The sequence below is a fragment of the Avibacterium sp. 21-586 genome, assembly GCF_026226775.1.
Lineage (GTDB): Bacteria > Pseudomonadota > Gammaproteobacteria > Enterobacterales > Pasteurellaceae > Avibacterium.
In genome coordinates this window covers 458,882-483,259 of sequence record NZ_JAKKOD010000001.1, presented here as the reverse complement: position 1 = coordinate 483,259, position 24,378 = coordinate 458,882, and the positions used below count along the sequence as shown (strand labels likewise).

General features: G+C 40.5%; 19 protein-coding genes. 13 read left to right on the top strand and 6 right to left on the bottom strand.

Features of this window, described 5'->3' with window-relative positions; all coding sequences use genetic code 11:
* Window positions 1–134: 134 nt before the first annotated feature.
* From L5B71_RS02200 to recD, 4 genes are all read left to right on the top strand, one after another.
* Entirely contained in the window at window positions 135–1,445 is a 1,311-nt protein-coding gene (locus L5B71_RS02200) for an NCS2 family permease (protein WP_265756746.1), read from the top strand.
* 70 nt (window positions 1,446–1,515) lie between these two features.
* Window positions 1,516–1,872 (top strand): DsrE/DsrF/TusD sulfur relay family protein, encoded by a 357-nt coding sequence (locus tag L5B71_RS02195; RefSeq protein WP_115249681.1) that lies wholly within the window; start codon window positions 1,516–1,518, stop codon window positions 1,870–1,872.
* Between the two features lie 6 nt (window positions 1,873–1,878).
* Window positions 1,879–5,517 (top strand): exodeoxyribonuclease V subunit beta, encoded by a 3,639-nt coding sequence (gene recB / locus L5B71_RS02190; RefSeq protein ID WP_265757772.1) that lies wholly within the window; start codon window positions 1,879–1,881, stop codon window positions 5,515–5,517.
* Entirely contained in the window at window positions 5,517–7,568 is a 2,052-nt protein-coding gene (gene recD, locus L5B71_RS02185; protein ID WP_265756745.1) for an exodeoxyribonuclease V subunit alpha, read from the top strand. Before recB ends, recD begins: the two co-directional genes overlap by 1 nt.
* Window positions 7,569–7,657: 89 nt before the next feature.
* Here recD and pta read toward each other — a convergent pair whose 3' ends face one another.
* Both pta and L5B71_RS02175 read right to left on the bottom strand, forming a co-directional pair.
* Window positions 7,658–9,796, bottom strand: coding sequence for a phosphate acetyltransferase (gene pta / locus L5B71_RS02180; RefSeq protein WP_265756744.1), 2,139 nt, complete (start codon window positions 9,794–9,796; stop codon window positions 7,658–7,660).
* 65 nt (window positions 9,797–9,861) lie between these two features.
* Window positions 9,862–11,064 (bottom strand): acetate kinase, encoded by a 1,203-nt coding sequence (locus L5B71_RS02175; RefSeq protein ID WP_265756743.1) that lies wholly within the window; start codon window positions 11,062–11,064, stop codon window positions 9,862–9,864.
* A gap of 267 nt (window positions 11,065–11,331) precedes the next feature.
* Between L5B71_RS02175 and yfbV the strand changes: the two genes are divergently transcribed.
* The 4 genes from yfbV to L5B71_RS02155 all read left to right on the top strand — a co-directional run bounded on the left by yfbV (window position 11,332) and on the right by L5B71_RS02155 (window position 14,565).
* The gene (gene yfbV / locus L5B71_RS02170; protein WP_326938247.1) at window positions 11,332–11,772 is read left to right on the top strand and encodes a terminus macrodomain insulation protein YfbV; all 441 of its coding nucleotides are present in this window, start codon (window positions 11,332–11,334) and stop codon (window positions 11,770–11,772) included.
* A 163-nt stretch (window positions 11,773–11,935) separates the two neighbouring features.
* Window positions 11,936–12,436, top strand: coding sequence for a CvpA family protein (locus L5B71_RS02165; protein ID WP_265756742.1), 501 nt, complete (start codon window positions 11,936–11,938; stop codon window positions 12,434–12,436).
* Between the two features lie 12 nt (window positions 12,437–12,448).
* The gene (purF, locus tag L5B71_RS02160) at window positions 12,449–13,960 is read left to right on the top strand and encodes an amidophosphoribosyltransferase (RefSeq protein ID WP_265756741.1); all 1,512 of its coding nucleotides are present in this window, start codon (window positions 12,449–12,451) and stop codon (window positions 13,958–13,960) included.
* Window positions 13,960–14,565 (top strand): UbiX family flavin prenyltransferase, encoded by a 606-nt coding sequence (locus tag L5B71_RS02155; protein ID WP_265756740.1) that lies wholly within the window; start codon window positions 13,960–13,962, stop codon window positions 14,563–14,565. Before purF ends, L5B71_RS02155 begins: the two co-directional genes overlap by 1 nt.
* A 72-nt stretch (window positions 14,566–14,637) precedes the next feature.
* Here L5B71_RS02155 and prmB read toward each other — a convergent pair whose 3' ends face one another.
* Window positions 14,638–15,618 (bottom strand): 50S ribosomal protein L3 N(5)-glutamine methyltransferase, encoded by a 981-nt coding sequence (prmB, locus tag L5B71_RS02150; protein WP_265756738.1) that lies wholly within the window; start codon window positions 15,616–15,618, stop codon window positions 14,638–14,640.
* A 92-nt stretch (window positions 15,619–15,710) separates the two neighbouring features.
* On the opposite strand from prmB, the gene smrB reads away from it, so the two are divergent.
* Window positions 15,711–16,214, top strand: a complete 504-nt coding sequence (gene smrB, locus L5B71_RS02145; RefSeq protein ID WP_265757770.1) for an endonuclease SmrB — start codon at window positions 15,711–15,713, stop codon at window positions 16,212–16,214.
* Between the two features lie 429 nt (window positions 16,215–16,643).
* Here smrB and asnS read toward each other — a convergent pair whose 3' ends face one another.
* Window positions 16,644–18,047: an asparagine--tRNA ligase gene (asnS, locus tag L5B71_RS02140; RefSeq protein WP_265756737.1), complete on the bottom strand. Its 1,404-nt coding sequence runs from the start codon at window positions 18,045–18,047 to the stop codon at window positions 16,644–16,646.
* 194 nt (window positions 18,048–18,241) lie between these two features.
* Here asnS and L5B71_RS02135 point away from each other — a divergent pair, with 194 nt between their 5' ends.
* Window positions 18,242–19,453 (top strand): ROK family protein, encoded by a 1,212-nt coding sequence (locus tag L5B71_RS02135; RefSeq protein WP_265756735.1) that lies wholly within the window; start codon window positions 18,242–18,244, stop codon window positions 19,451–19,453.
* An 81-nt stretch (window positions 19,454–19,534) separates the two neighbouring features.
* Window positions 19,535–20,257 (top strand): dethiobiotin synthase, encoded by a 723-nt coding sequence (gene bioD, locus L5B71_RS02130; RefSeq protein ID WP_265756734.1) that lies wholly within the window; start codon window positions 19,535–19,537, stop codon window positions 20,255–20,257.
* A 135-nt stretch (window positions 20,258–20,392) separates the two neighbouring features.
* On the opposite strand, the gene L5B71_RS02125 is transcribed toward bioD, so the two are convergent.
* Window positions 20,393–21,034: a histidine phosphatase family protein gene (locus L5B71_RS02125; protein ID WP_265756733.1), complete on the bottom strand. Its 642-nt coding sequence runs from the start codon at window positions 21,032–21,034 to the stop codon at window positions 20,393–20,395.
* Between the two features lie 45 nt (window positions 21,035–21,079).
* Window positions 21,080–22,543: a cardiolipin synthase gene (gene cls, locus L5B71_RS02120; protein ID WP_265756732.1), complete on the bottom strand. Its 1,464-nt coding sequence runs from the start codon at window positions 22,541–22,543 to the stop codon at window positions 21,080–21,082.
* Between the two features lie 55 nt (window positions 22,544–22,598).
* On the opposite strand from cls, the gene L5B71_RS02115 reads away from it, so the two are divergent.
* Window positions 22,599–23,273 carry a TIGR01621 family pseudouridine synthase gene (locus L5B71_RS02115; RefSeq protein WP_265756730.1) on the top strand — a complete coding sequence of 225 codons (675 nt, stop codon included), beginning with the start codon at window positions 22,599–22,601 and terminating at the stop codon, window positions 23,271–23,273.
* A gap of 86 nt (window positions 23,274–23,359) precedes the next feature.
* Complete coding sequence (pheS, locus tag L5B71_RS02110; protein WP_265756729.1) at window positions 23,360–24,349, top strand: phenylalanine--tRNA ligase subunit alpha; 990 nt, start codon at window positions 23,360–23,362, stop codon at window positions 24,347–24,349.
* The last annotated feature ends 29 nt before the right edge of the window (window positions 24,350–24,378 follow it).

Genomic DNA, 24,378 nt, shown 5'->3' with positions numbered 1-24,378 from the left:
TAATTTAGTACAATACTACAATTTACTAAATTATTTATCGCGAAATCGTTTTCGTTCTGCTAGAATTGGCAGGAAAAACACCCTTCTTTGAGTTGCGTTTTTCATCTTTTTTATCAACTAATCTGGATTAAAAAATGGAAAATCAGTCTTTTCTACAAAAACTTTTTAAATTAAATCAAAAAAATACCACCGCAAAAACAGAAATCATCGCAGGAATTACCACCTTTTTTACGATGGTTTATATTGTTTTTGTTAATCCTTCAGTGCTTGGTGATGCAGGAATGGATAAGCAAGTGGTATTTGTAACCACTTGTTTGATCGCCGCATTTGGTACGATTGCAATGGGCTTATTTAGTAATTTGCCTATTGCCCTTGCGCCAGCAATGGGCTTAAACGCCTTTTTTGCCTATGTAGTGGTAGGAAAATTGGGCTATTCTTGGGAAGTGGGAATGGGAACAATTTTCTGGGGTTCAGTGGGCTTATTCGTGCTAACATTATTCCAAATTCGCTATTGGTTAATGGCGTCCATTCCTTTGAGTTTACGTGTTGGCATTGGGGCGGGGATTGGCTTTTTTATCTCACTTATTGGCTTTAAAAATATGGGCTTAGTGGTGGCAAATCCTGCCACCTTAGTGGCACTGGGTGAGCTGCATAATCCGCAAGTGTTAATGGGGATTTTAGGCTTTTTCATTATCGTGGTGCTTGCCGCGCGCAAAATTTATTCTGGCGTACTGATTTCAATTGCAGTGGTTACCACGCTTGCGTTGTTATTTGATGATAGCGTGGTATTCCACGGGGTTATCTCAATGCCACCAAGCCTTGCTCCAGTAGTGGGGAAAGTGGATATTATGGGCGCGTTAGATACCGCCTTGCTCGGCATTATTTTCTCTTTCTTATTGGTGAATTTATTTGATTCTTCAGGCACTTTGTTAGGCGTAACAGACAAAGCAGGAATCAGCGATGAGAAAGGACGTTTCCCGAAAATGAAACAAGCCCTTTATGTGGATAGCGTGAGCGCCGTGGCAGGATCTTATATTGGTACATCTGCAATCAGTACCTACATTGAAAGTGGTGCTGGCGTATCTGTAGGTGGACGCACCGGAATGACTGCGGTTGTGGTTGGCGTGCTGTTCTTATTAACTATTTTCTTCTCACCATTAGCGAGCGTGGTGCCAGCTTATGCCACCGCAGGTGCCTTGGTCTATGTGGGAATTTTAATGGCGTCAAGCTTAATTCGTGTTCAATGGGAAGATTTAACCGAAGCCACACCTGCCTTTATCACTGCGGCAATGATGCCATTCACTTATTCCATTACGGAAGGCATTGCATTTGGTTTTATTAGCTATTGTGTGATGAAAGTTTGCACAGGTCGCTGGAGAGAAGTCAATGCTCCAGTTTGGGTGGTATCCTTACTCTTTATTGCCAAATTTGTTTGGGTTGGCTAAATCAAATTTGATAAACTAAGTGGGTGAATAGCCCACTTTTTTGTATCTACCATCTCAAAAGGATATTCTTATGCAAAACATCTTATTTATTGTGCATTCTTCCCCTTATGGTGATGAACATTTTTTTAGTGCCTTACGTCTTGCGTTGCAGTTACAAGAGCAACATAAAAGTGCGGTGCAATTACGCTTATTTTTTATGTCTGATGCCGTGGTGGGCGGTTTAGCTCAACAGCAGCCAGCTGAGGGCTATCATTTACAACAAATGATCGAAATTCTCACCGCACAAGGGGCGACCATAAAATTATGCAAAACCTGCGCCAATGCACGCGGCATTCACAATGCACCGCTTGCTGATGGGGTGGAAATTGGCACATTAATTGAGCTTGCAGATTGGACAATGGAAGCAGATAAAGTACTGAATTTTTAATTTATGATGACGACAAAAGCGCAAACTCTCAATCCAGCCACAATGCCGTTGCAGGGCGTTAGCCTGATCCAAGCGTCCGCGGGAACGGGCAAAACCTACACTATGGCGTCCTTGTATATTCGCTTGCTGTTACAAGCAGGGGAGAACTGTTTTAGCCAGCCATTATCAGTAGATAAAATTCTCGTGGTAACCTTTACCGAAATGGCAACGCAAGAGCTGCGCGAGCGTATTCGTGCAAGGATTTACCATAGCAAACAGCTGCTTTTGCAATATCAAGCCACGCAGGATTTAGACGTGTTTAGTCAAGGTGGCGATCCCTTGCTTGGAGAGCTTGCACACAGTTTGCAGGATATTCCTTTGGCGATTCAACGCCTTAACTGGGCGGAGCAGAGTATGGATACCGCCGCCATTTACACGATCCACAGTTTTTGTCGCCGTATGCTAATGCAATATGCCTTTAATTCGGGCGTACATTTTAATTTAGAGTTGGTTACCGATGAAAGTGATTTGCTCGCACGCTTAACCAATGAATTTTGGCGTGAAACCTTTTATCATCAGCCTGTCATCGTGGCGAAATGGGTTTACAAAGCATTAAAATCGCCACAGGAATTACTAGAGAAAATTCATTCTTATTTAAACAAAGAAGCCTTTGATGTGGCACTTTCTGATCCAAGCTTGCTTGAGCTTTCTCTTGATGAATTTCTCCAACAACATTTATTGGCTCGCTATCAGGCGATTGAGGAATTTAAGCAGGAATGGTTGGCGAATGAGCAAAAACTCGCAGAGTTTCTAGAAAAGAATAAAGCTCAAATTAAAAATTACCGTGCAGATCATATGTTAGGACGCTTTGAGAAAATGCGTGCGTGGGCGGAAGATCCCGATAATTATAGCTTACCTGATATTCTCATTTATTTTACGGAAAAAGATATTGCCGCAAAAACGAAAGCGGATTTTAAACCTTTACAGCATCCTTTATTCAACCAAGCGCAACGTTTATTCGAACAATCAGAAGAAACGGCACTCTTCTTGCCTATCGTACTTTACCATTCCATTCGCACCATTCGACAAAAATTATTTGATTACAAAAAACATCACACGCAAAAAGGCTTTAATGATTTGCTGCGTTTGGTGCGCGAAGGCTTGTGTGGCGAGAATGGGCAGGAGTTAGCCGCATTGATTCGCAATCAATATCCCTTTGCAATGATTGACGAATTTCAGGATACAGACGCGCAGCAGTATCAAATTTTTTCTAAAATTTATATCGAAAATCCGCCGCAACAATCGCAGCCAGCAGCTTCAGGCTTTATTATGATTGGCGATCCGAAGCAGTCTATTTATCAATTCCGTGGCGCAGATATTTTTACTTATTTTAAGGCTTCACAGCAAGCCAATCAGCGTTTTACATTGAAAGAAAACTGGCGTTCCACTGCCGCATTAATCCAATGTGTTAATGGGATTTTTGACTTTGAACAGCCAGCGCCCTTTTTATTTGATAAAATTAAGTTCGATCCCGTAAAAGCAGGGAAAAATCTACCGCATTTTAACCTTAACGGACAAGATGAGCCAGCTTTAAGTTGCTATTTAGGCGATGCGTATAATCAAGAGCAATTTGCCGAAACGTGCGCCATTTCCATTCAACAATGGTTAAAAAGTGCGGCGCAAAATCAAGCTAAATTTGGTGATGAATCCTTGCAAGCCAAAAATATCGCCGTGCTGGTGCGTAGTTGGAAAGAAGCACTGAGCGTTAAAACTGCCTTGCAAAATTTAGGCATTGCTTCGGTGTATTTGTCGGATAAAGGCAATGTGTTTGACAGCGAAACCGCGCAGGAATTGGCGCTAATTTTGCAGGCTTGTTTAAATCCATTGAATGAACGCCACATTCTCAACGCCATTGCCACCCGATTATTTGGCTTAACCAGTGCGGAAATTTATCAAATCAAGCAAGATGAAAATCAGTGGGAGCATTGGGTGGAAGCCTTTTTTGCCTATCAAAAAACGTGGCAACAAAAAGGCATTTTGGTGATGTTGCACCAATTATTGTTAAATGAAGAAAATCCACTCACCGAACGCTTGCTTACCCGTAGTCAAGGGGAGCGAATTTTAACCGACTTCTTGCACTTGGCGGAGCTTTTTCAGCAAGCCAGCCGTTTAAACGAAAGCGAAGCTGCCTTATTGCGTTGGTTTGAAAAGCAAATTCAAGGCACAGATCGAATGCAAGAAAGCATTCGTTTAGAAAGCGAACGAGATTTAGTGAAAATCGTGACGATTCATAAATCAAAAGGCTTGGCTTATGATTTGGTGTGGCTGCCCTTTATTGCCGCCCCTGCGAAAGGCGTCAAAGATACCATCACTACCTATTACGCTGCAGAACAAGATCAAGTGTTGTGGGATATGGAAAAACAGCAGTCGGCGCAAGTTTTAAAAGAAAAGTTGGCAGAAGAAATGCGTTTGCTTTATGTGGCGCTCACTCGTGCCAAATACCAAGTGGCGTGTTGCCTGCCGCAATCCTTTGAGAAAAAATGGAATGGCTTGCTTTATGCCCTAAGCCAAGGGGCGATTGGCGAAAAGATAACATTCTCCGAAGCCTATGATACCCGCTCATTATTGCAAGCCTTACAGCAAAAAGTGGGTAAGCTAAATGTTGCTATTCACAGTATCGAAGATCTTGAAGCAAGCGCGCCTTTGGTTTCCGCATCTCACAATCAAATCTTTAGCCCTGCTATATTTAATGGCAACATTGAATATCATTGGGGGGTAACCAGCTTTACTGATATGGTGCATAAGCATCAGCGTAATAAATTGAAATTACAGGCAGAAAATGAAAGTGCGGGGCAAATTTCGTCAGTTTTTGATCAAGGTAAGGATTACGATTTCAAGGTGCCGCCAACAGAAAATTTAAGCGAAGAAAATATGCCACCACAAGAAAATGAAAATGCTTATCCGCAAGGCTATAGCCCTTTTGATTTACCAAGCGGCGTGCGTGTGGGGACGATTTTGCACCGATATTTAGAAAAAAATACCGCACAATCTGCTCTTGAGGAGCAAAATCTTACCAAATTATGCCAGCTGTTACAGCTTGATGAGCAATGGATTTCGACTTTACAGCAATGGTTTAATGCCATTTATCACAGTCCATTATTGGCAGGGGAAAGCCTAACCCTTGCCCAAATTCAACAACAAGATTGCTTAAAAGAGATGCAATTTTATTTGAAACTCAATAAAGCCTTTGACGCCACCGCATTTAACCGAGCTTTGCAAGATTATCACCGGTATCCTTCGCAAAGTCTGATTTTTGAGCGCTTGCAAGGGATGTTGCGTGGCTTTATTGATCTCGTGTTTCGTCATCAAGGCAAATATTATGTGCTGGATTACAAATCAAATTTGCTTGGTCATCAACTGGAAAATTATCAGCCTGCGCAGTTGCCTGAAGTGATGAAAAACGGTTTTTATGACTGGCAATATTTGCTTTACACCTTGGCGTTGCACCGCTATTTACAAAGCCGTGATCCACATTATCAATATGAGCGAGATTTTGGTGGCGTGATTTACACGTTCTTGCGTGGAATGAATGGGCAAGATCAAAACGGCATTTATTTTGATAAGCCAGATTGGCGGCTAATTCAGGTCTTGGAGGAATTGTTTTAATGCTTGAGCTAATTAAGGAACTTAAAGAAAAAGGCGTATTTAGCGAAGGCGATTACCATTTTGCACGGCTGATCGCTGAAAAACAGCAAGGCAAATCCTATTCCTTACACCAACAGAATTTAGCGATTTTATTAGCGGCGTTATCCAATTATTCTTATTTGCAAGGGCATAGCTGTTTGTTGCTTGAAGAAAATCTGCTACAGAATTTGTTGCCTTACAGCGAACGAGAATACGCAAACCGTATTAATGAACAAATTGGCTTTCTGCCCGTTACTCAATGGATTGCGGAATTGGAGGATCATATTGCGTTTACCACTGATCCGAAAAGCAAGATTGCCCCTTTGGTATTCCAGTTTAACGCCTTGTATTTTTATCGCATTTGGCAAGATGAATATCGCGTGGCGGAATATTTTGCTAATGCCATTAAACGCACTGATCACCATTCAGAAAATCAACGTAAAAAACAAAGTGCGGTGCAAAATTCCGCAATTTTTGACCGCACTTTTGATCCGCAAGCCATCGCCACCATTTTGCAAAAATATTTTCCAGATTCACCACAACCAACGCAAATTAACTGGCAAGAAATTGCGGTGGCAATGGCGCTGAAGCAGCCTTTCACCTTAATCAGTGGTGGGCCGGGAACGGGCAAAACCACCACCGTAACGCGTTTGTTGCTTGCTTTGCAGGATTTATATCAGCAAGGTTTACGCATAAAACTGGTTGCGCCGACCGGCAAAGCCACCGCGCGGTTAAAAGAGAGTATGGACAATTCCTTAGCTCGCTTGCAAGCAGAGCTAGCCTTGTCTGAAACCTTAATTGCAGCCATTCCCACTCAGCCTGAAACCTTGCACCGCTTGCTTGGCGTACGTTTTTATGAAGAAACGCCACGCCATAATAAGCAAAACCCATTGCTCATTGATGTGCTGGTGGTGGACGAATCTTCAATGATTGATTTATCCCTAATGACGAAATTGTTGCAAGCCCTAAAACCGCAAACCAAATTGATTTTGTTAGGCGATAAAGATCAGCTTGCTTCTGTGGAGGCAGGGGCGATTTTAGCGGAGTTAGGCAAATTTCTTGCGCAGGGATACAGCCCTGATTTTGTGTCTTATTTACAACAAACCACAGGGCAACATTTGCCAGCGATGGAGAAAGGGAACCCAATTCGCGATCACCTTTGTCATTTAACCCAAAGCCATCGTTTTGATGCACATTCCGCCATTGGTCAGCTCGCGAAACTGATTAATCAAGGAAAAGCTGAAGAAAGCTGGCAGCTGTTGCAAGCAGGGGATTTGGCAAGAAGTGATGTTGTAACAAATCCATCCTTAACCTTAGTGGATTTTATGCAATTTACACAAGAGATGGACGTGAATACGGTGGCGTATCAACAATATTGTGCTAATGTGGTTGTGCAAAGCGCGGTGCAAAATTACGCCGATTTTTTAACCTTAATTCAGCACATTAATGCACAAAATCAACCGTTAGATTCAGAAAAAATTCAGCAAATTTTCACCGCATTTAACAAAGTGCGTTATCTCACTGCATTACGCGTAGGGGAGTTGGGCAGTGAAAAACTTAACCAACTGATTGTAGAAGGCTTGCGTGCAAAGGGCTTAGTACAATTTAATCAAGCGCGCGAACATTATCTCGGTAAACCAATTATGATCACGCAAAATGACAGCCACGTAGGACTATATAATGGCGATGTGGGGCTATATTTATTGAGTGTTGATGAGCAAGGAAACGCACGCGGGCATTTTTATTTTGAAAATGGCAAACGCGAGTTAGCCAGTCGTATTCCAAGCCACGAACCGGCTTTTGTGATGACCGTACATAAATCGCAAGGTTCTGAATTTGATCACGCTTTTATGGTGTTGCCGACTGAACCTAACCCGATTTTATCCCGTGAGTTGGTTTACACCGGCATTACACGCGCTAAAAGCCAAGCCACTGTGTTTAGCACGGAGCAAAGCTGGAAAACTGCGGTAAGAAAACCAACAAGACGACAAAGTGGGCTAGCGTTGTTGTTGCAAGAAATGCTGGAAGATTAGTGGTAGGAAGTGTATTTTAGATTGGAAATAAAAAAAATCTCCATTGTTTCGCTAGACGAGAATGGAGATTTTTATTAGGTAAAGCAGGATTATTGTGTAGCTTGGATTGCAGTTAATGCAATGGTGTACACAATATCATCTACTAATGCACCACGAGAGAGATCGTTTACTGGTTTACGCATACCTTGTAGCATAGGGCCAATAGAAACAAGATCCGCAGAGCGTTGTACTGCTTTATAAGTGGTGTTACCGGTATTCAAATCTGGGAACACAAATACAGTTGCTTTACCTGCAACTGGTGAGTTTGGTGCTTTAGAACGTGCTACATCTTCCATAATTGCGGCATCATATTGTAATGGGCCATCAATGATAAGATCTGGACGTTTTTCTTGAGCAAGACGTGTTGCTTCTTTTACTTTTTCTACATCTGCACCACTACCCGAAGTTCCAGTTGAATAGGAAATCATCGCTACTCTAGGGTCAATACCAAAGGCTTTGGCAGAATCTGCTGATTGAATTGCAATTTCAGCAAGTTGTTCTGCTGTTGGATCTGGGTTTACTGCACAGTCACCATAAACGAGCACCTGATCTGGCAATAACATAAAGAAGATAGAAGATACAATGGAATTCCCTGGTGCAGTTTTGATAATTTGCATCGGCGGACGAATAGTATTAGCAGTAGTATGTACGGCACCAGATACCAAGCCATCGACTTCATTGGCTTCTAACATCATTGTGCCAAGTACCACAGTGTCTTCTAGTTGCTCACGAGCAAGCGCTTCTGTCATACCTTTATTTTTACGCAATTCCACTAAACGATCGACATAGTTTTCACGCACGCTTGCAGGATCAATAACGGTGATGCCTTTACCTAATTGTACACCTTGTGCTTCAGCTACACGTTGAACGTCAGCGGGATTAGCTAACAGCACACATTCCGCAATACCACGTTCTGCACAAAGAGTTGCCGCTTTGATTGTACGTGGCTCGTCCCCTTCAGGTAGAACAATACGTTTTTTCGCTTGGCGAGCTAATTCAGTTAATTGGAAACGGAATGCTGGCGGTGATAAACGGCGTTGGCGAGAAGATTGAGCTACAATTGAATTGACAAAGTCTGTATCAAATTGTTGGCTAGTGTATTGTTTGATGCTTTCAATACGCTCTTTATCATCCACTGGCACTTCAAGGTTGAAGCTTTGTAATGCAAGAGCAGTTTGCCAAGTGTTGCCTTCAATACGGAAAATTGGCAATCCAGTGCTTTCAAAAACAGGTTGGCAAAGTTTTTTGATTTGGCTATCTAATTTGTATCCGCCAGTTAAAAGTAAGCCACCTAATTCAATACCATTACTTGCAGCGAGAGCAGCAGCAACTAACACATCTGGACGATCTGCTGAAGTAACTAACAAGCTACCATTACGGAAGTGTTCCACCATATTTGGTAAGCTTCTTGCACAGAAAGTAATGCTACGAATACGACGAGTTTGGATTTCACCTTCATTGATAATAGCAGCGCCTAAGTGTTTAACTAAATCAATTACACGGGTTGCGATAAGTTCTGCATTCCAAGAAATGCAAGCAAGTACTTTGATTGGACTTTTTTCAAATAACTTATACACTTCTGCCACGTTGGTGTGGCTATGTTGATAAGCATCAAAAATCTCACTTAAATCAGGACGAGTTCGGCCAGATTCATCAATCGGTGCATTGAATTTATTAATTACTACACCCAGCAAGTTTTTGTTATTTTTACCACCAAATTGTGAAGCTGCTGCTTCTACTCGCTCTTTAAGCTGCGATGGAGTTTCTGTTGAAGGCGCTGCAACAAGAATAATTTCGGCATCTAATGCTTTTGCGACTTCATAGTTAATGCTGTTGGCATAGCTATGTTTGCGAGTTGGGATTAAACCTTCAACAATGATAATTTCATTGTTTTTAGCTAATTGTTGGTGATTTTCAACAATTTTCTCTAATAAAACATCAGATTGGTTTTGTCCGATTAAGCTTTCCGCTACGCTTAGCATAAATGGCTCAGCAGTTTCAATAGAGGTGCTAGTACGAACGATAGCGGTGCTGCGATCTAGTTTATCTTCGCCAGTATTTGGTTGTGAAATTGGTTTCATAAAACCAATCTTTGCGCCTTTTTCTTCAAGTGTGCGAATTAAACCAAGGCTAACACTGGTTAAACCAACACCAGCACTCACAGGAATAAGAATAATAGTACGAGACATAATAAGCCTTTCAATATTGAGTTGAAGAAGAAACTGCCGAAATATTCGGCAGCCTATTTTAATTACTAAATACAGAGTTTCGCTGTATCTTGTGCTATCACTAATTCTTCGTTTGTAGGGATAACCATTGCTACAGGGGTATTTTCGGCGGTAATAACGCCCTCATTACCGAAACGTGCGGCAAGGTTTTTCTCATTATCTAGTTTATAACCAAAGAGTTTTAAATGCTCTAAGGTAATTTCACGAACGTGAGCAGAGTTTTCACCAATACCACCAGTGAACACAATAGCATCTAAACGTTCACCGATAACCGCCATATAAGAACCAATATATTTCGCTAAACGGTAGCAAAATACATCTAAGGCACGTTTAGCTGGTACTTCAGTATCATAGTTATCCTCAGCATAACGGCAATCACTCGTAATTTCAGTTAAACCGAGTAGACCAGATTTTTTCGTTAATAGCGTGTTGATTTCTTCAACATTCATTCCTAGGTTATCGTGTAGGTAGAAAATGATCGCTGGATCTAAATCGCCAGAACGCGTCCCCATTACCAAGCCTTCTAATGGGGTTAAACCCATTGAAGTGTCAATACATTTACCATGACGAACCGCAGCTACCGATGCACCGTTACCTAAGTGACAAGTGATCACATTCACTTGATTCGCTGGCACATTTAAACGCTCAGCGGCTTGTTGGCTTACATAGTAATGGCTGGTACCGTGCGCACCATAGCGGCGAATACCGTGATCTTTGTATAAAGAATAAGGAATGGCGTATAAGAACGCTTCTTCTGGCATTGTGGTATGGAATGCTGTATCAAATACCGCCACGTTTTTATCTTTTAAGTGCGGGAATATTTTGAACGCTTCTTCAATACCGATTAAGTGCGCTGGATTGTGTAATGGTGCAAATTGAATTGCGTCTTTAATACCTTGAATAACTTCATCATTGATGACGACAGAAGAAGTGAATTTTTCACCACCGTGAACAATACGGTGACCAATTGCCACAATCTCATCTTTTAATGATGGATCTAGTGGGAAAATGTTGTTCACAATAAATGAAAGGGCTTCACTGTGGGCAGCGCCTGCGCCTAAATCTGCATTACCTTTTTCGCCATGCAGCTTCCATTTAATACGTGCGTCTGGTAAGTGAAAGGCTTCTGCTAAGCCAGATAATTTTTCATCACCTGTTACAGGATCTAGAATAGAGAATTTGAGAGAAGAACTACCACAGTTAAGTACTAGAACTAATTTTTGAGACATAAGTAACCTATCTTTAATTGAGTTAAAAGAAATCCGTCTAAATAGTTCAAACGGAGCGACATATACATAGAAGTCGTTAAATACCGCATAGCATACACCTTTCAAAAAATAAAATAAATTCTCAACTTTAAAAAACACGACATTTATCAAAAAAATGATTAAAAATTAAAAAATTTTTATAAAAATAAAACCGAAGAGAATAAAAAGAATGCGTTATAATGGGAAAATTGATTACCGATCAGCATAACTCAGCATAGCAAGAAAAAAATGAAATTTTTCACCGCACTTCAACAAGGGCAGCAATATCTCAATACTTGGCCGCTAATTCCCAAATTAGGAATGATTTTTCCCGAAAACCGTATTATCAAAGCTACTCAGTTTTCACAAAAACTGATGCCATTTCTTGCGGTGTTTGCTTTAGTGTGGCAACAAATTTATGCCAAAGGGGATATGGTGGCATTAGCCGCTACTATTTTAACCGCACTTTTTTCCTTGTGTTTGCCTTTGCAAGGGCTTTATTGGCTTGGCAAACGCGCGCAAACGCCATTGCCACCACAAAGTGCGGTGCAATTTTCACAAATTTGTCAGCAGTTGGAAAAAGCGGGCAGTGGCGTTAATGTACCAGATAATCCCACTTATCAAGATTTAGCATTGGCCTTAAAAAAGGCCGAGCAAAAATTACCCGCAGACTTTTGGCTATCTCTATAATTTTCTTAATGCGTGCTTTGTTGATCCCGCCTAGCGCGAGTGATATAGTACGCCGTTTTTTAACCCTTAGGATAAAAACTGCAAATAATGCTACGCAAACGTTTTCGTTTTTTGTTAGAATACAGCGGTCATAAATATCCTATATTTTGTAGAGATTATTTTCGTGAACAATTATTTAGATTTTATCATTATCGGAATTATTGCTTTTTCTATTATTGTCAGCCTGTTGCGTGGTTTTGTGCGTGAGGTGATGTCCCTTGCAAGCTGGGTTGTTGCTTTTCTGGTGGCAAATCATTTCTATCCTTATGTTGCTAACTTTTTAACGCAAATTGAATCAGGATATATTCGTAACGGCACGGCGATTGCCATCTTATTTATTGCCACTTTGATTATTGGTGCGATTGTGAATTATTTAGTCAGCCAACTAGTGGATAAAACAGGTCTATCTGGCACAGATCGTGTACTAGGTGGCTGTTTTGGTTTATTGCGTGGTGTGCTAATTGTTGCCGCCTTATTATTTTTCGTAGATACCTTTACCAACTTTAGCCAAAGTGATGTGTGGAAAGAATCGAAATTAATCCCGCACTTTGGTTTTATCGTGGAATGGTTCTTCCAAAAAATTCAGGAAAATTCCAGTTTATTAAACTCAACATTAACTCAATAGGGGATAACACGAATGTGTGGTATTGTCGGCATAATCGGACAGAGTCCAGTTAACCAGTCTATTTATAATGCTTTAACGGTGTTGCAACATCGTGGGCAAGATGCAGCGGGGATCGTCACCATTGACGATGAAAATCGCTTCCGCTTACGCAAGGCAAATGGGCTGGTGAGCGATGTTTTCCAGCAAGTGCATATGTTACGTTTGCAAGGTAATGCTGGTATTGGACACGTTCGTTACCCGACAGCCGGTAGTTCCAGTGTTTCCGAAGCGCAGCCTTTTTATGTGAACTCGCCTTATGGGTTAACCCTTGTGCATAACGGTAATTTAACCAATTCTGAACAGCTGAAAAAAACCTTATACGAACGTGCTCGCCGCCACGTCAATACCAATTCAGATTCAGAGATTTTGCTCAATATTCTTGCTTATCATCTGGATCATATTTATACCCAACATCTTTCACCTGAAGACATTTTCCACGCCATTAAAGCGACACATAATGATATTCGTGGTGCTTATGCGTGCGTGGCAATGATTATCGGACACGGAATGGTGGCATTTCGTGATCCAAATGGTATTCGTCCTTTGGTGTTAGGAAAGCGTGAAGAAAATGGCAAAACAGAATATATTTTTGCATCAGAAAGCACCGCACTTGATGTGGTGGGCTTTGAATTTGTGCGCGATATTCAACCGGGCGAAGCCGTTTATATCACCTTTGACGGTAAATTTTATGCACAACAATGTGCAGATAATCCAAAATTGACACCGTGCATTTTTGAATACGTTTATTTTGCCCGTCCAGATTCCTATATTGATGGCGTTTCTGTCTATGCCGCGCGTGTGCATATGGGCAAATATTTAGGCGAAAAAATTGCCCGTGAATGGCCAGATTTAGACATTGATGTGGTAATCCCCGTGCCTGAAACCTCCAATGATATCGCTTTACAAATCGCCAATATTTTAAACAAGCCTTATCGTCAGGGCTTTGTGAAAAATCGCTATGTAGGGCGCACCTTTATTATGCCGGGGCAAACACAACGCGTGAGTGCAGTACGCCGCAAACTGAATACCATTTCTTCTGAGTTTAAAGGCAAAAATGTGCTATTAGTGGACGATTCCATTGTGCGCGGTACAACATCCGAGCAAATTGTGGATATGGCGCGCGCTGCGGGAGCGAATAAAATCTATTTTGCTTCAGCTGCACCAGAAATTCGTTATCCAAATGTGTATGGCATTGATATGCCAACAAAACACGAACTCATTGCGTACGGACGAGAAGTGGACGAAATTGCCAAACTCATCGGTGTAGATAAATTGATTTTCCAAGATCTTGAGGCGCTTACTCAATCTGTTCAGCAAGAAAATCCCGCGACTAAAGATTTTGATTGTTCAGTGTTTACTGGAAAATATGTAACAGGGGACATTACGCCAGAATATCTTGATCATATCGCTGATTTACGCAATGATAGTGCCAAGAAAAAGCGTGAGAAAGACGCGACCAATCTTGAAATGCACAACGAGAGCTAATGAGCAAACAACGTTTAATTATTGCCATCACAGGCGCTTCAGGGGCGATTTATGCGATACGTTTATTGGAAGTATTGAAAAACGTCCCTGATCTTGAAACCCATTTAATTATCAGCAATGCCGCTAAGCAAACCTTGGGCGCAGAAACGGATTACAGCGTTCAACAAGTGCGTGCCTTGGCAGATCAAACCTATGATGTGCGCGATATTGGTGCAGCAATTTCTTCGGGATCTTACCGCACTTTGGGAATGGTGATTCTGCCTTGTTCAATTAAAACCTTATCAGGCATTACGCATAGTTACACCGATGATCTCATCACTCGTGCCGCGGACGTGTGTTTAAAAGAGCGTAAACCGCTTTTTCTTTGTGTGCGCGAAACACCGCTACATTTAGGCCATTTACGCTTAATGACCCAAGCAGCAGAAATTGGCGCCACTATAATGCCTTTGATGCCGGCCTTTTATCATCGCCCCGAAAGCATTGATGATATTATCGACCAGAGCATCAATCGCCTTTGTGATCAATTTGGCATTGAGATTGAGCAAGATCTCTTTCAGCGCTGGGGGGAGAAAGTAAAACAAAATTTATTAAGTAAAAAGGCTTAAATTTATCCGATCAATAGTGAGAATGAAATATCAGTCCCTTTTTTGAAGGTTATTGATCGGATAAAGACGGTGTTATTTTGCAAGTTCTTGACATAGGGTAATTAAATCACGTTTACGCAATGCAAATACACCCAATCCACCATTTCTTAATTCCACCCATTCAAATGGTACATTCGGGAATTGTTCGATTAAATGCACCATACTATTTCCCACTTCGCAAACCAACACACCATCATCAGTCAAATAATCAGCTGCTGATTGTAAAATACGTTTGGTAATATCTAAGCCGTCATCGCCCGATCCTAATGCCATTTCTGGCTCGTAATGATATTCTTCAGGCATATCATCAAGATCTTCCCGATCCACATAAGGGGGATTTGTTACGATTAAATCGTATTTATCCTGTGGAATGGCATTAAATAAGTCTGATTGAATTGGAAAAACGCGATCGGAAAGCTGATATTTCATAATGTTAATTTCAGCTACATCAAGGGCATCAGTGGATAAATCAATAGCATCAACTTCTGCATCAGGAAATGCCATAGCACAAGCAATCGCAATACAACCACTTCCAGTACATAAATCCATAATACGTCGTGGTGGGTTAGTGAGCAAACCTGCAAATTTCTCTTCAATTAATGCGCTGATTGGTGAGCGTGGAATAATCACCCGTTCATCGACATAAAATTCCAAACCACAGAACCAAGCACTATGAGTGAGATAAGCTACAGGAATACGTTTTTCCAAACGTTCTTTAATAAGTGCGATTAAATCCAATTTTTCGTCTTGGGTCAAGCGCGTATCATACATTTCGGTAGGGAAGTCATACGGTAAAGCTAACGCTGCCAAAACCAATTGTTGAGCTTCATCCCAAGGATTATCGTACCCGTGGCCATAATATAATTCAGAACGGTTAAAGGTGCTGTAAGTCCATCGCAGAAAATCTTTAATACTATAAAGCTCATTAAGTGCGGTGAAAAAAATATCTGTTTTTCCGTCATTATCAGGTGTTCGTGTTAATGTCGAGGAAGGAAAATCATTTACTAAAGCCATTGTTGAATGTTCCTGTTTTGTAATAGAATAATTAACTATTTATAGCATAAACTGATACGGCAATTAAGCGTAATTTTATTTCTACAATGAAAATACTAGATGATGACGATTTAGCGCTCTTTCGTGATGCAATAAAAGGCACAAAACCTTTATTGCAAAATGAATTTGTTGCGCCACAAAAAAATTATAAAGAAAAACAACAAATTCGTGAGCAGCGTGAAAAAGAAGATACGCTTTTTTTCTTTTCTGATGAATATGAACCTTTACTCAATGAAGAAGGCGCGGTGAAATATTTGCGTGAAGGGGAAGATAGCTATTTACTGAAACAATTACGCCGTGGTGATTTTTCGCCAGAATTATTTTTAGATTTACACGGTTTAACCAAAGAAAAAGCTAAAATAGAATTAGCTAGCTTAATTCAGGCTTGTGAAAAAGAAAATATTTATTGTGCCAGCATTATGACAGGCTATGGCACATACACCTTAAAACGCCAAATTCCCAAATGGTTAGTACAACACCCCAAAGTCCGCGCCTTACATCAAGCACCGAGAGAGTGGGGAGGCGAGGCCGCAATTTTAATTTTATTAGAAGTTTAAACAACGCCACCGTGAAAGTGCGGTGGTTTTTTTTATTTTTTAGGAAAGCTGGTATTTAAGTCAAAGCAGGAATAACAGAAAAATTCTTGCTTTGAGAGACTTTCCAAAGATCATAGTTGCTGGCTGAGTCAATCAACTTTCAGGCCTAGAACTATTTTCCCTTAACCAAGCCTGTAGGTGTCACTCTCTTTCCGCACTAATTTAAGCTTTGATTTAGCGAGCAAGTGTTTGGTAGCTTAAATAACCGTTAAACCAAGTTCAGGTCAAAGATCTTCTTTAATAATTTCTGCTGGGTTCGGGAATGGTGCATATTCATTATAAAATTGTAGTGAGTAAATTACGCTACATTCTACAATAACCCCATACAAAAAGAGCGGTTAAAAACCAGAAGTTTTTCACCGCTCTTTGTTTTTATTTTAATCTAAAATCTTAGAAATTCGCGTTTCTTGGTGCACGTGGGAATGGGATTACATCACGGATATTTTGCACGCCGGTGACATAAACGATTAAACGCTCAAAACCTAAACCGAATCCTGAATGTGGCACAGTGCCGTAACGGCGGAGATCGCGATACCACCAATAATCTTCAGGGTTTAAGCCCATTTCAGCCATACGTTTATCCAGCACATCTAGACGCTCTTCACGTTGTGAACCACCAATGATTTCACCAATTCCTGGGGCTAACACGTCCATTGCCGCCACGGTTTTGCCGTCATCATTTAAGCGCATATAGAACGCTTTGATGTCTTTTGGATAGTTTTTCACTACCACTGGGGATTTGAAATATTCTTCCGCTAAATAGCGTTCGTGTTCTGACGATAAATCAATGCCCCAAGACACTGGGAATTCAAATTTCTTGTCTGATTTTAATAAGATGTCAATGGCATCGGTGTAATCAATTTGTGCAAAATCTGAATTGATGAAATTTTCTAAACGGCTGATAACGTCTTTATCAACGTGTTTTTCAAAGAATTTTAAGTCATCTTTGCGTTCATTTAATACCGCGCGGAACACATATTTAAGCATATCTTCCGCAAGTTTTGCGTTATCGTTCAGATTCGCAAAGGCTATTTCAGGTTCAACCATCCAGAATTCTGCCAAGTGGCGAGTCGTGTTAGAATTTTCTGCACGGAATGTTGGGCCAAAGGTATAGATTTTACTCAATGCACAAGCGTAAGTTTCGCCATTTAGCTGACCAGATACGGTTAAAAATGCTTCTTTACCGAAAAAATCTTGTGAAAAATCTACCGCACCTTGTTCTGTACGTGGTAGGTTTTCTAGATCAAGGGTTGATACACGGAACATTTCGCCCGCACCTTCGGTATCAGAGGCGGTGATAAGTGGCGTTGCCACCCAGTAAAAACCTTGTTCGTGGAAAAAACGGTGAATGGCTTGTGCCAAACAATGGCGAACACGCGCCACGGCACCAATAATATTTGTGCGTGGACGTAAATGTGCCACTTCTCGCAAATATTCGATACTATGGCGTTTGGCGGCCATTGGGTAAGTGTCAGGATCTTCCACCCAACCTGTTACTTCCACATTTTCCGCTTGTAACTCAACCGCTTGCCCTTGTGCTGGGGATTCCACCACTTTACCTGTTACGATTACCGAGCAGCCTGTGGTTAAACGTAGGATGTCATCTTGATAATTCGCAATGTCGTTATTGACGATCACTTGAATTGGATCGAAACAAGAACCGTCATACACCGCAAGGAAAGAAAGCCCTGCTTTAGAATCGCGGCGAGTACGCACCCAGCCACGTACGGTAACTTGATCACCGATTTGAATTTTGCCTTGTAATACTTCTACGATAGGGGCAATTTGTGTCATATAAACCTCAATCAAAAAAAATTAGCGTAAAAACTTTCTTAGTTTACCGCAAGTCAGAAAATTTGCCAAAATGAATTGTTTGATTGTTTTTGTGAAGCTGTCCACAAAATTAATGTAAATAACTTGTTTTTAGAGGGTAACCTGATATAACAAAAGAATAATTTTATTTTAAAAATTTAATAGAGAAATTGACTATGGCAAGAGAAAGAAAAAAGGATAAATCTTTCGTGAAAGAACAACAACTAGGAAAAGTTTATCAACTAATAGAGCAATTTGAAGAAATTTCGCGAATTGATCTCTCTAAGTTGTCTCGTCTTGCACCAGCAACAATTACTTCACTCACGCGTAAACTGATCGATCAAAAATTGATTATGGAAAAAGCAGTGCGCAACACAGAACATCGTGGACGTCCCGCCATTGGGCTTTGTGTATCCCCTTTTTATTGGCAATCTCTTTGTGCCATTTTAACGGAAGATCGCTTTGATATGTTTTTATGCGAGCTTGATGGCACGCTTATCGCTGAGCAATCTTTCCATTTAACCTTGGAAAATATTGCCAATTTAAGCACCGCACTTATTGATTGTGTTGAGTGTTTCATTCGAGAAAGTAATTGTCAAACTGAACGCATTATAACTTTTTCTGTGGCAGTAATCGGTGAGCTCAATGAGCAAATGGAATATTGTTATTTATTAGGTAATCGCATATTGCACATCGATCTTAAGCGTTTATTTCAAGCTCATTTTCATTTACCGGTTGTAATCACTGACTATTTTGAAACTTGGCTATTTGCTGAAAGTTCGGTAGGCAGTGTTATTGGCTGCGAAAATGTTCTTTTTTTACAGCTAAATGATCGTGTGAATCTTAGTGTGCTTTCTGAAGGGGATGTATTTCTCTGTAATCAGCAAGCAAAAATTAATGTAGATAAACTTATTGCACCGCAATTATGTTCTTTACAAAATAAACTTAACCCACGGTTATCAGAAATTGAACGGTATCAAATCATTAATCAGATTACAAACAAAGCTATTTATCAGCTTATTGATTTACTTTATCCAGATAATCAATGCAATGACAATAATGAAAAAATCCGCTTTTTATGTCGAAAAATTGATTTGCAAGAAAGCAATGCGCTTGCCATTTTACATTTGGTTACCGATGTTACTGCCTATTTAATTTTGTGCTTGGTCGATATGTTCTCGCCGAAAAAAGTGATGTTAGACTGCAGCTTGTTATTAGCAAAAGCGCATTTTTTATCCCGTTTAAATGAGCGTTTGAGTTTCTTTCATTGCAATGTTGAAATCGTTACTAGTCGTTATCAATGGAATAGTCCAGAAGTATTAACCGCAGCCATTAAACAAAGGTTATATGATGGTTCACTATTAGAACATCTTTCGCAAACTCACTAAACTTTGTGTTAGCTCAATATTATGCTCAAAAAATTCTTTTAGAATCTTATTTTACATAGAATAAATAAGGAATGGATCGTTATGAGCAGTTTTTTTGTTGCTGGTACAGATACCAATGTAGGAAAAACGATTTCAAGCCGAGCTATCATACAGGCCTTGCAAAGCGTAGGTATTCAAATTGTTGGTTATAAACCAATAGCTTGTTTGCCTAATGATTATGATGATTTTTTACAGACTGAAAAATTATTAGATTCTGAGGAAAGCAGTTCCGATGTGCTGACATTAATGCGTACCACGAATGAAAACGTCAGCTACAAAGAGATAAATAGCTATAGTTGTCGTGATATTCTAACCGTACTTTCAAGTGATGAATCTATTATTAATATTGAAAAAATTAATGCCGATCTCACCACACTTACACAACGCTATCAATCTGTGCTAGTAGAGGGGGCATTCGGTTGGCTTACCCCCATGAATAAGCAATACAGCTTTGCCAGTTGGGTAATGTCTCACCAGATGCCTGTGGTATTAGTAGTAGGCATAAAAGAAGGATGTATTAATCATGCCTTATTAACTGCACAGGCTATTCAACAATCAGGATTACCTTTATTAGGTTGGATTGCAAATCGAATCAATCCAGGATTGGCGCATTATACTGAAGTTATCGAGGTGTTAAGCGAAAAAATTGATGCACCATTGCTTGGGCAAATACCTTATATTCATCACCCTGAAGAACAAGAGCTAGGGCATTACATTACCAATATTGAGCGTTTAACTTATCTACAAACAGAGTGGGTGAAGTAGGGCTGATGAAGTAAGCGAAATACATACTATATTTCAATATTCTCAATCTGAATGATGCTCAAAGTGCGGTGCAAAAAATTAGAATTTTTCACCGCACTTTGTTTCTTGCCATTAAATAGATTTGCGTCTAATGCACTATAAATGCGCTGTGCTATTTACTGTTTCCAATACAAAACGTCCCGCACTTTCGTTTTCCGCTTGCTCATAGCGAACAATGCTAATCGACGTATTTGCCAAGCGTGTGATGTTCGGATTTTCACGATGATTTTGCCAAGTTGAACCGTCAAATAAGGCGAGCAATAAATGTAGAGTGTGTCCATGAGAAACCAGTAGAATATTGCCTTCGTTATGCACATTGATAATGTCATAAACAGCTTGCATTGCGCGCTTAGCAAGTTCACCAAAGGTTTCACCACCGTTGCTTTTAGCATGATAATTCGCAGGATCTTTAGTCATTTGCTGAAATTCTTCGCTTTGACGAATACTCTCCACCAACACCCCCTCCCAGCTTCCAAAGAAATGTTCGTTTAAGCCTTTATGCTGAAAGAAGGGGATATTTCGCTCGCCAATAATGTATTGCGTGGTATCCATTGCGCGTTTTAGCACGCTTGAATAGGCGGCAACAAAAGGCACGTTGGCTAAGTGTTCGCCTGTTTTGATTGCTCCCTCAATACCTTCGGCTATCAGCGGAGAGTCGCCTTGCCCTTGTAATAAACCTTGTTCGTTCCAAACGGTGCGTCCGTGGCGAACTAAATAAAAAGTGAGTTGCTTTTTCATTGCTATCCTTAAAATGTTTAAAAAGTTGGAAAATTTACACCGCACTTATAAAAGTGGGCTAAATAAGAAAAATAAACGTTCGATAACCCGTTGATAAACAGGACGGTTCATCCAATATTCAGGGGTTAATAAGGAAGAATTTTGGCGGTAATTTTCTTGCAATAGCGTAACTTCATTGGCAAAGGTTTGATCTTCTACCACCATTGTAACTTCAAGATTCAGCATAAAACTACGCATATCCATATTGACCGTGCCAACTAAGACGAGACGGTTATCGATCAACACGCTTTTAGTATGCAATAATCCTTGCTCAAATTGATAAATTTTCACTCCAGCGGCAAGCAGATCTTCAAAAAAGGTGCGACTCGCCCAGCTTACCATCAAAGAATCGTTTTTCTTTGGCAGAATCAGCGTAACGTCAATACCACGCAACGCTGCAATGCGTAAGGCTTCGGCAATGCTATGGCTTGGCACAAAATAAGGTGAAGTAATGGTAATGCTTTGACGTGCGGAAAAAATCGCAATAGAAAGGGATTGCGCCATTAAATCATCAGGAAAGCCCGGCCCCGTGGCAAGAATTTGCACGGCGTGTGAATTATTTTGATCAATAGGTAACAAAGGGCAATCTGGCAACTGCAAGGGAATTTCTTTATCGCTTTCAATTTGCCAATCCCACGCATACAGCCCATTTAGCACGGCAGAAACAGGGCCATTAATACGCACCATAATATCCACCCATTCGCCAACGTGGCTGTCTTGTTTGAAATATTTTGGATCAACCATATTCATACTGCCGGTGTAAGCAATTTGATTATCGATCACAATAATTTTGCGGTGCTGGCGTAAATCAATGCGGCTAAAAAACATACGCAGTAAATTAACGTGTAACGCTTCGGTGATTTCAATGCCACTTTCTTTCATTTGGCGGTAATTTTTACTTTTCAGAAATTGGCGGCTGCCCACGCTATCTAGCAATATTCTTACCTTGACACCACGCTGTTGTGCACTAATCAGGGCGTTTTGTACATCTTCCACTAAACCGCCATTCCACCAAATATAAAACACCATATTAATGCTGTGTTGGGCACAATGAATATCTTGGATAATGCTTTTAGTGATGCTTTCTGGCGTGTCTAAAATATGCAGCTCATTGCCTAGCACACAAGGGATATTTAAGCGACTTTTGGCTAAGTCAAAAATCGGGCGATAAAGTAGGGTATTGTGATGATTGATTAATTGCGGGCATTGCGAAAAATCGCCAAACCACTGGTTAAATTTAGGAGCAAGCAAACGAAACGCTTTCGCCCGTTTTGTGCCTAATTTCACCTCACCAAAGACTAAATACGCAACAATTCCCACCACTGGCACGAGATAAATAATCATCAACCAAGAAAGCGTGGCAGAAACCGATTGTTTTTTTATTACCAATCGCATTGTAATAGAAATGGTCAAAATCCAAATCAGGACCGGCACGAGATATGCTATAATCTGTTGAAAAGTAAAATTCATTTATTTTTAACCGCACTTTTATAAACGTTTAATTATACCAGAGATCGTAACGCCAATGTTCGACATTGTTTTTCAGCACGCTGATTTTATCATTATTCACAAGCCTTGTGGCATTTCCGTGCATAAAGATGATGAGTCACTTGGTCTAACCACCTTAGTGGCTCAACAATTAAATTTGCCCCAAGTTTGGCTGGTGCATCGGTTAGATAAGGTTACTTCTGGCTTGTTGATGTTGGCGTTGAATAAGCAGGCAGCGGCAACCTTGTCAGGGTTATTTGCTGATCATCGCATTGAGAAAACCTATTTGGCGTTATCCACAGAAAAGCCAAAGAAAAAGCAAGGGCGAATTGTGGGAGATATGCAAAAATCTCGCAATGGCACGTGGAAATTATGCCAAAGTAAGGAAAACCCTGCCATAACGCGTTTTTTTTCCCTAAGTTGTGAGCCAAATTTACGCCTTTTTGTTTTGTTTCCACAAACAGGCAAAACGCATCAGTTACGCGTGGCAATGAAAAGCCTAGGCAGCCCGATTTTAGGTGATGAACCTTATGGCGGAAATAAGCAAAAATCGGACCGCACTTATTTACATTGTTATCAGCTTAAATTTACTTACCAAAGTCAACATATTTGCATTAAAACCTTGCCTCAAAGTGGCAAATTTTTCACTGTGCTTTCCGTTCAGGAGAAAATTCAGCAGTGGGAGTGGAAGAATAATAGTGAAAAGCCATAATAAAAACGTGATTTTTTAAGACGTTAGTATTATTATTAATAAATTTTTTAAATCTTATGAGATTCATTTAATAATAGAGGATTGGTATGCAACACCTTAAAGACATTACCGAGCAGGCAAAAGAAGCGATTGAGAAATTGCAAGATAAAAGCCTTGAAGCACTAGATTCCATTCGTGTGGAATATTTTGGTAAAAAAGGGCATTTTACTCAATTAATGCAAGGATTGCGTGATGTGGTGGCGGAAGAACGTCCAGCTATGGGCGCAAAAATCAATGAAGCCAAGCAAAAAGTGTTAGATTTATTAAACACCAAAAAAGCACAATGGGAAGAAGAAGCCCTGAATGCGCAGTTGGCAAAAGAGAGTATTGATGTCAGCTTACCAGGGCGTAAAACGGAATTAGGAGGCTTGCACCCTGTTTCTATCACTATTCGTCGTGTGGTGGAATTTTTCTCAAAATTAGGTTTCACCGTGGAAGTTGGGCCTGAAGTTGAAACCGATTATTACAACTTTGATGCGCTAAATATCCCTGCTCATCACCCAGCGCGTGCGGATCACGATACGTTCTGGTTTGATGCGGAACGTTTATTGCGTACGCAAACTTCAGGGGTGCAAATCCGTACAATGGAAAAAATGCGTCCGCCAATTCGCATTATGGCACCTGGCCGTGTATATCGTAATGATTACGACCAAACCCATACCCCAATGTTCCACCAAATTGAATTGCTTTATGTGGATAAACACGCGAACTTCAGTGAATTAAAAGGCTTATTACACGATTTCTTGCGTGCCTTTTTTGAAGAGGATTTGCAAGTGCGTTTCCGTCCTTCCTATTTCCCATTCACTGAGCCTTCAGCGGAGGTCGATGTAATGGGTAAAAACGGTAAATGGTTAGAAGTGTTAGGCTGTGGAATGGTTCACCCAAATGTGTTGCGTAATGTGGGTATCGATCCGGAAGAATATTCTGGCTTTGCGGTGGGAATGGGCGTAGAGCGCTTAACAATGTTACGTTACAATGTAACAGATTTACGTTCATTCTTTGAAAATGATCTCCGTTTCTTAAAACAATTTAAGTAATAGAAAACCGAAATATTAATGTAGAGAAA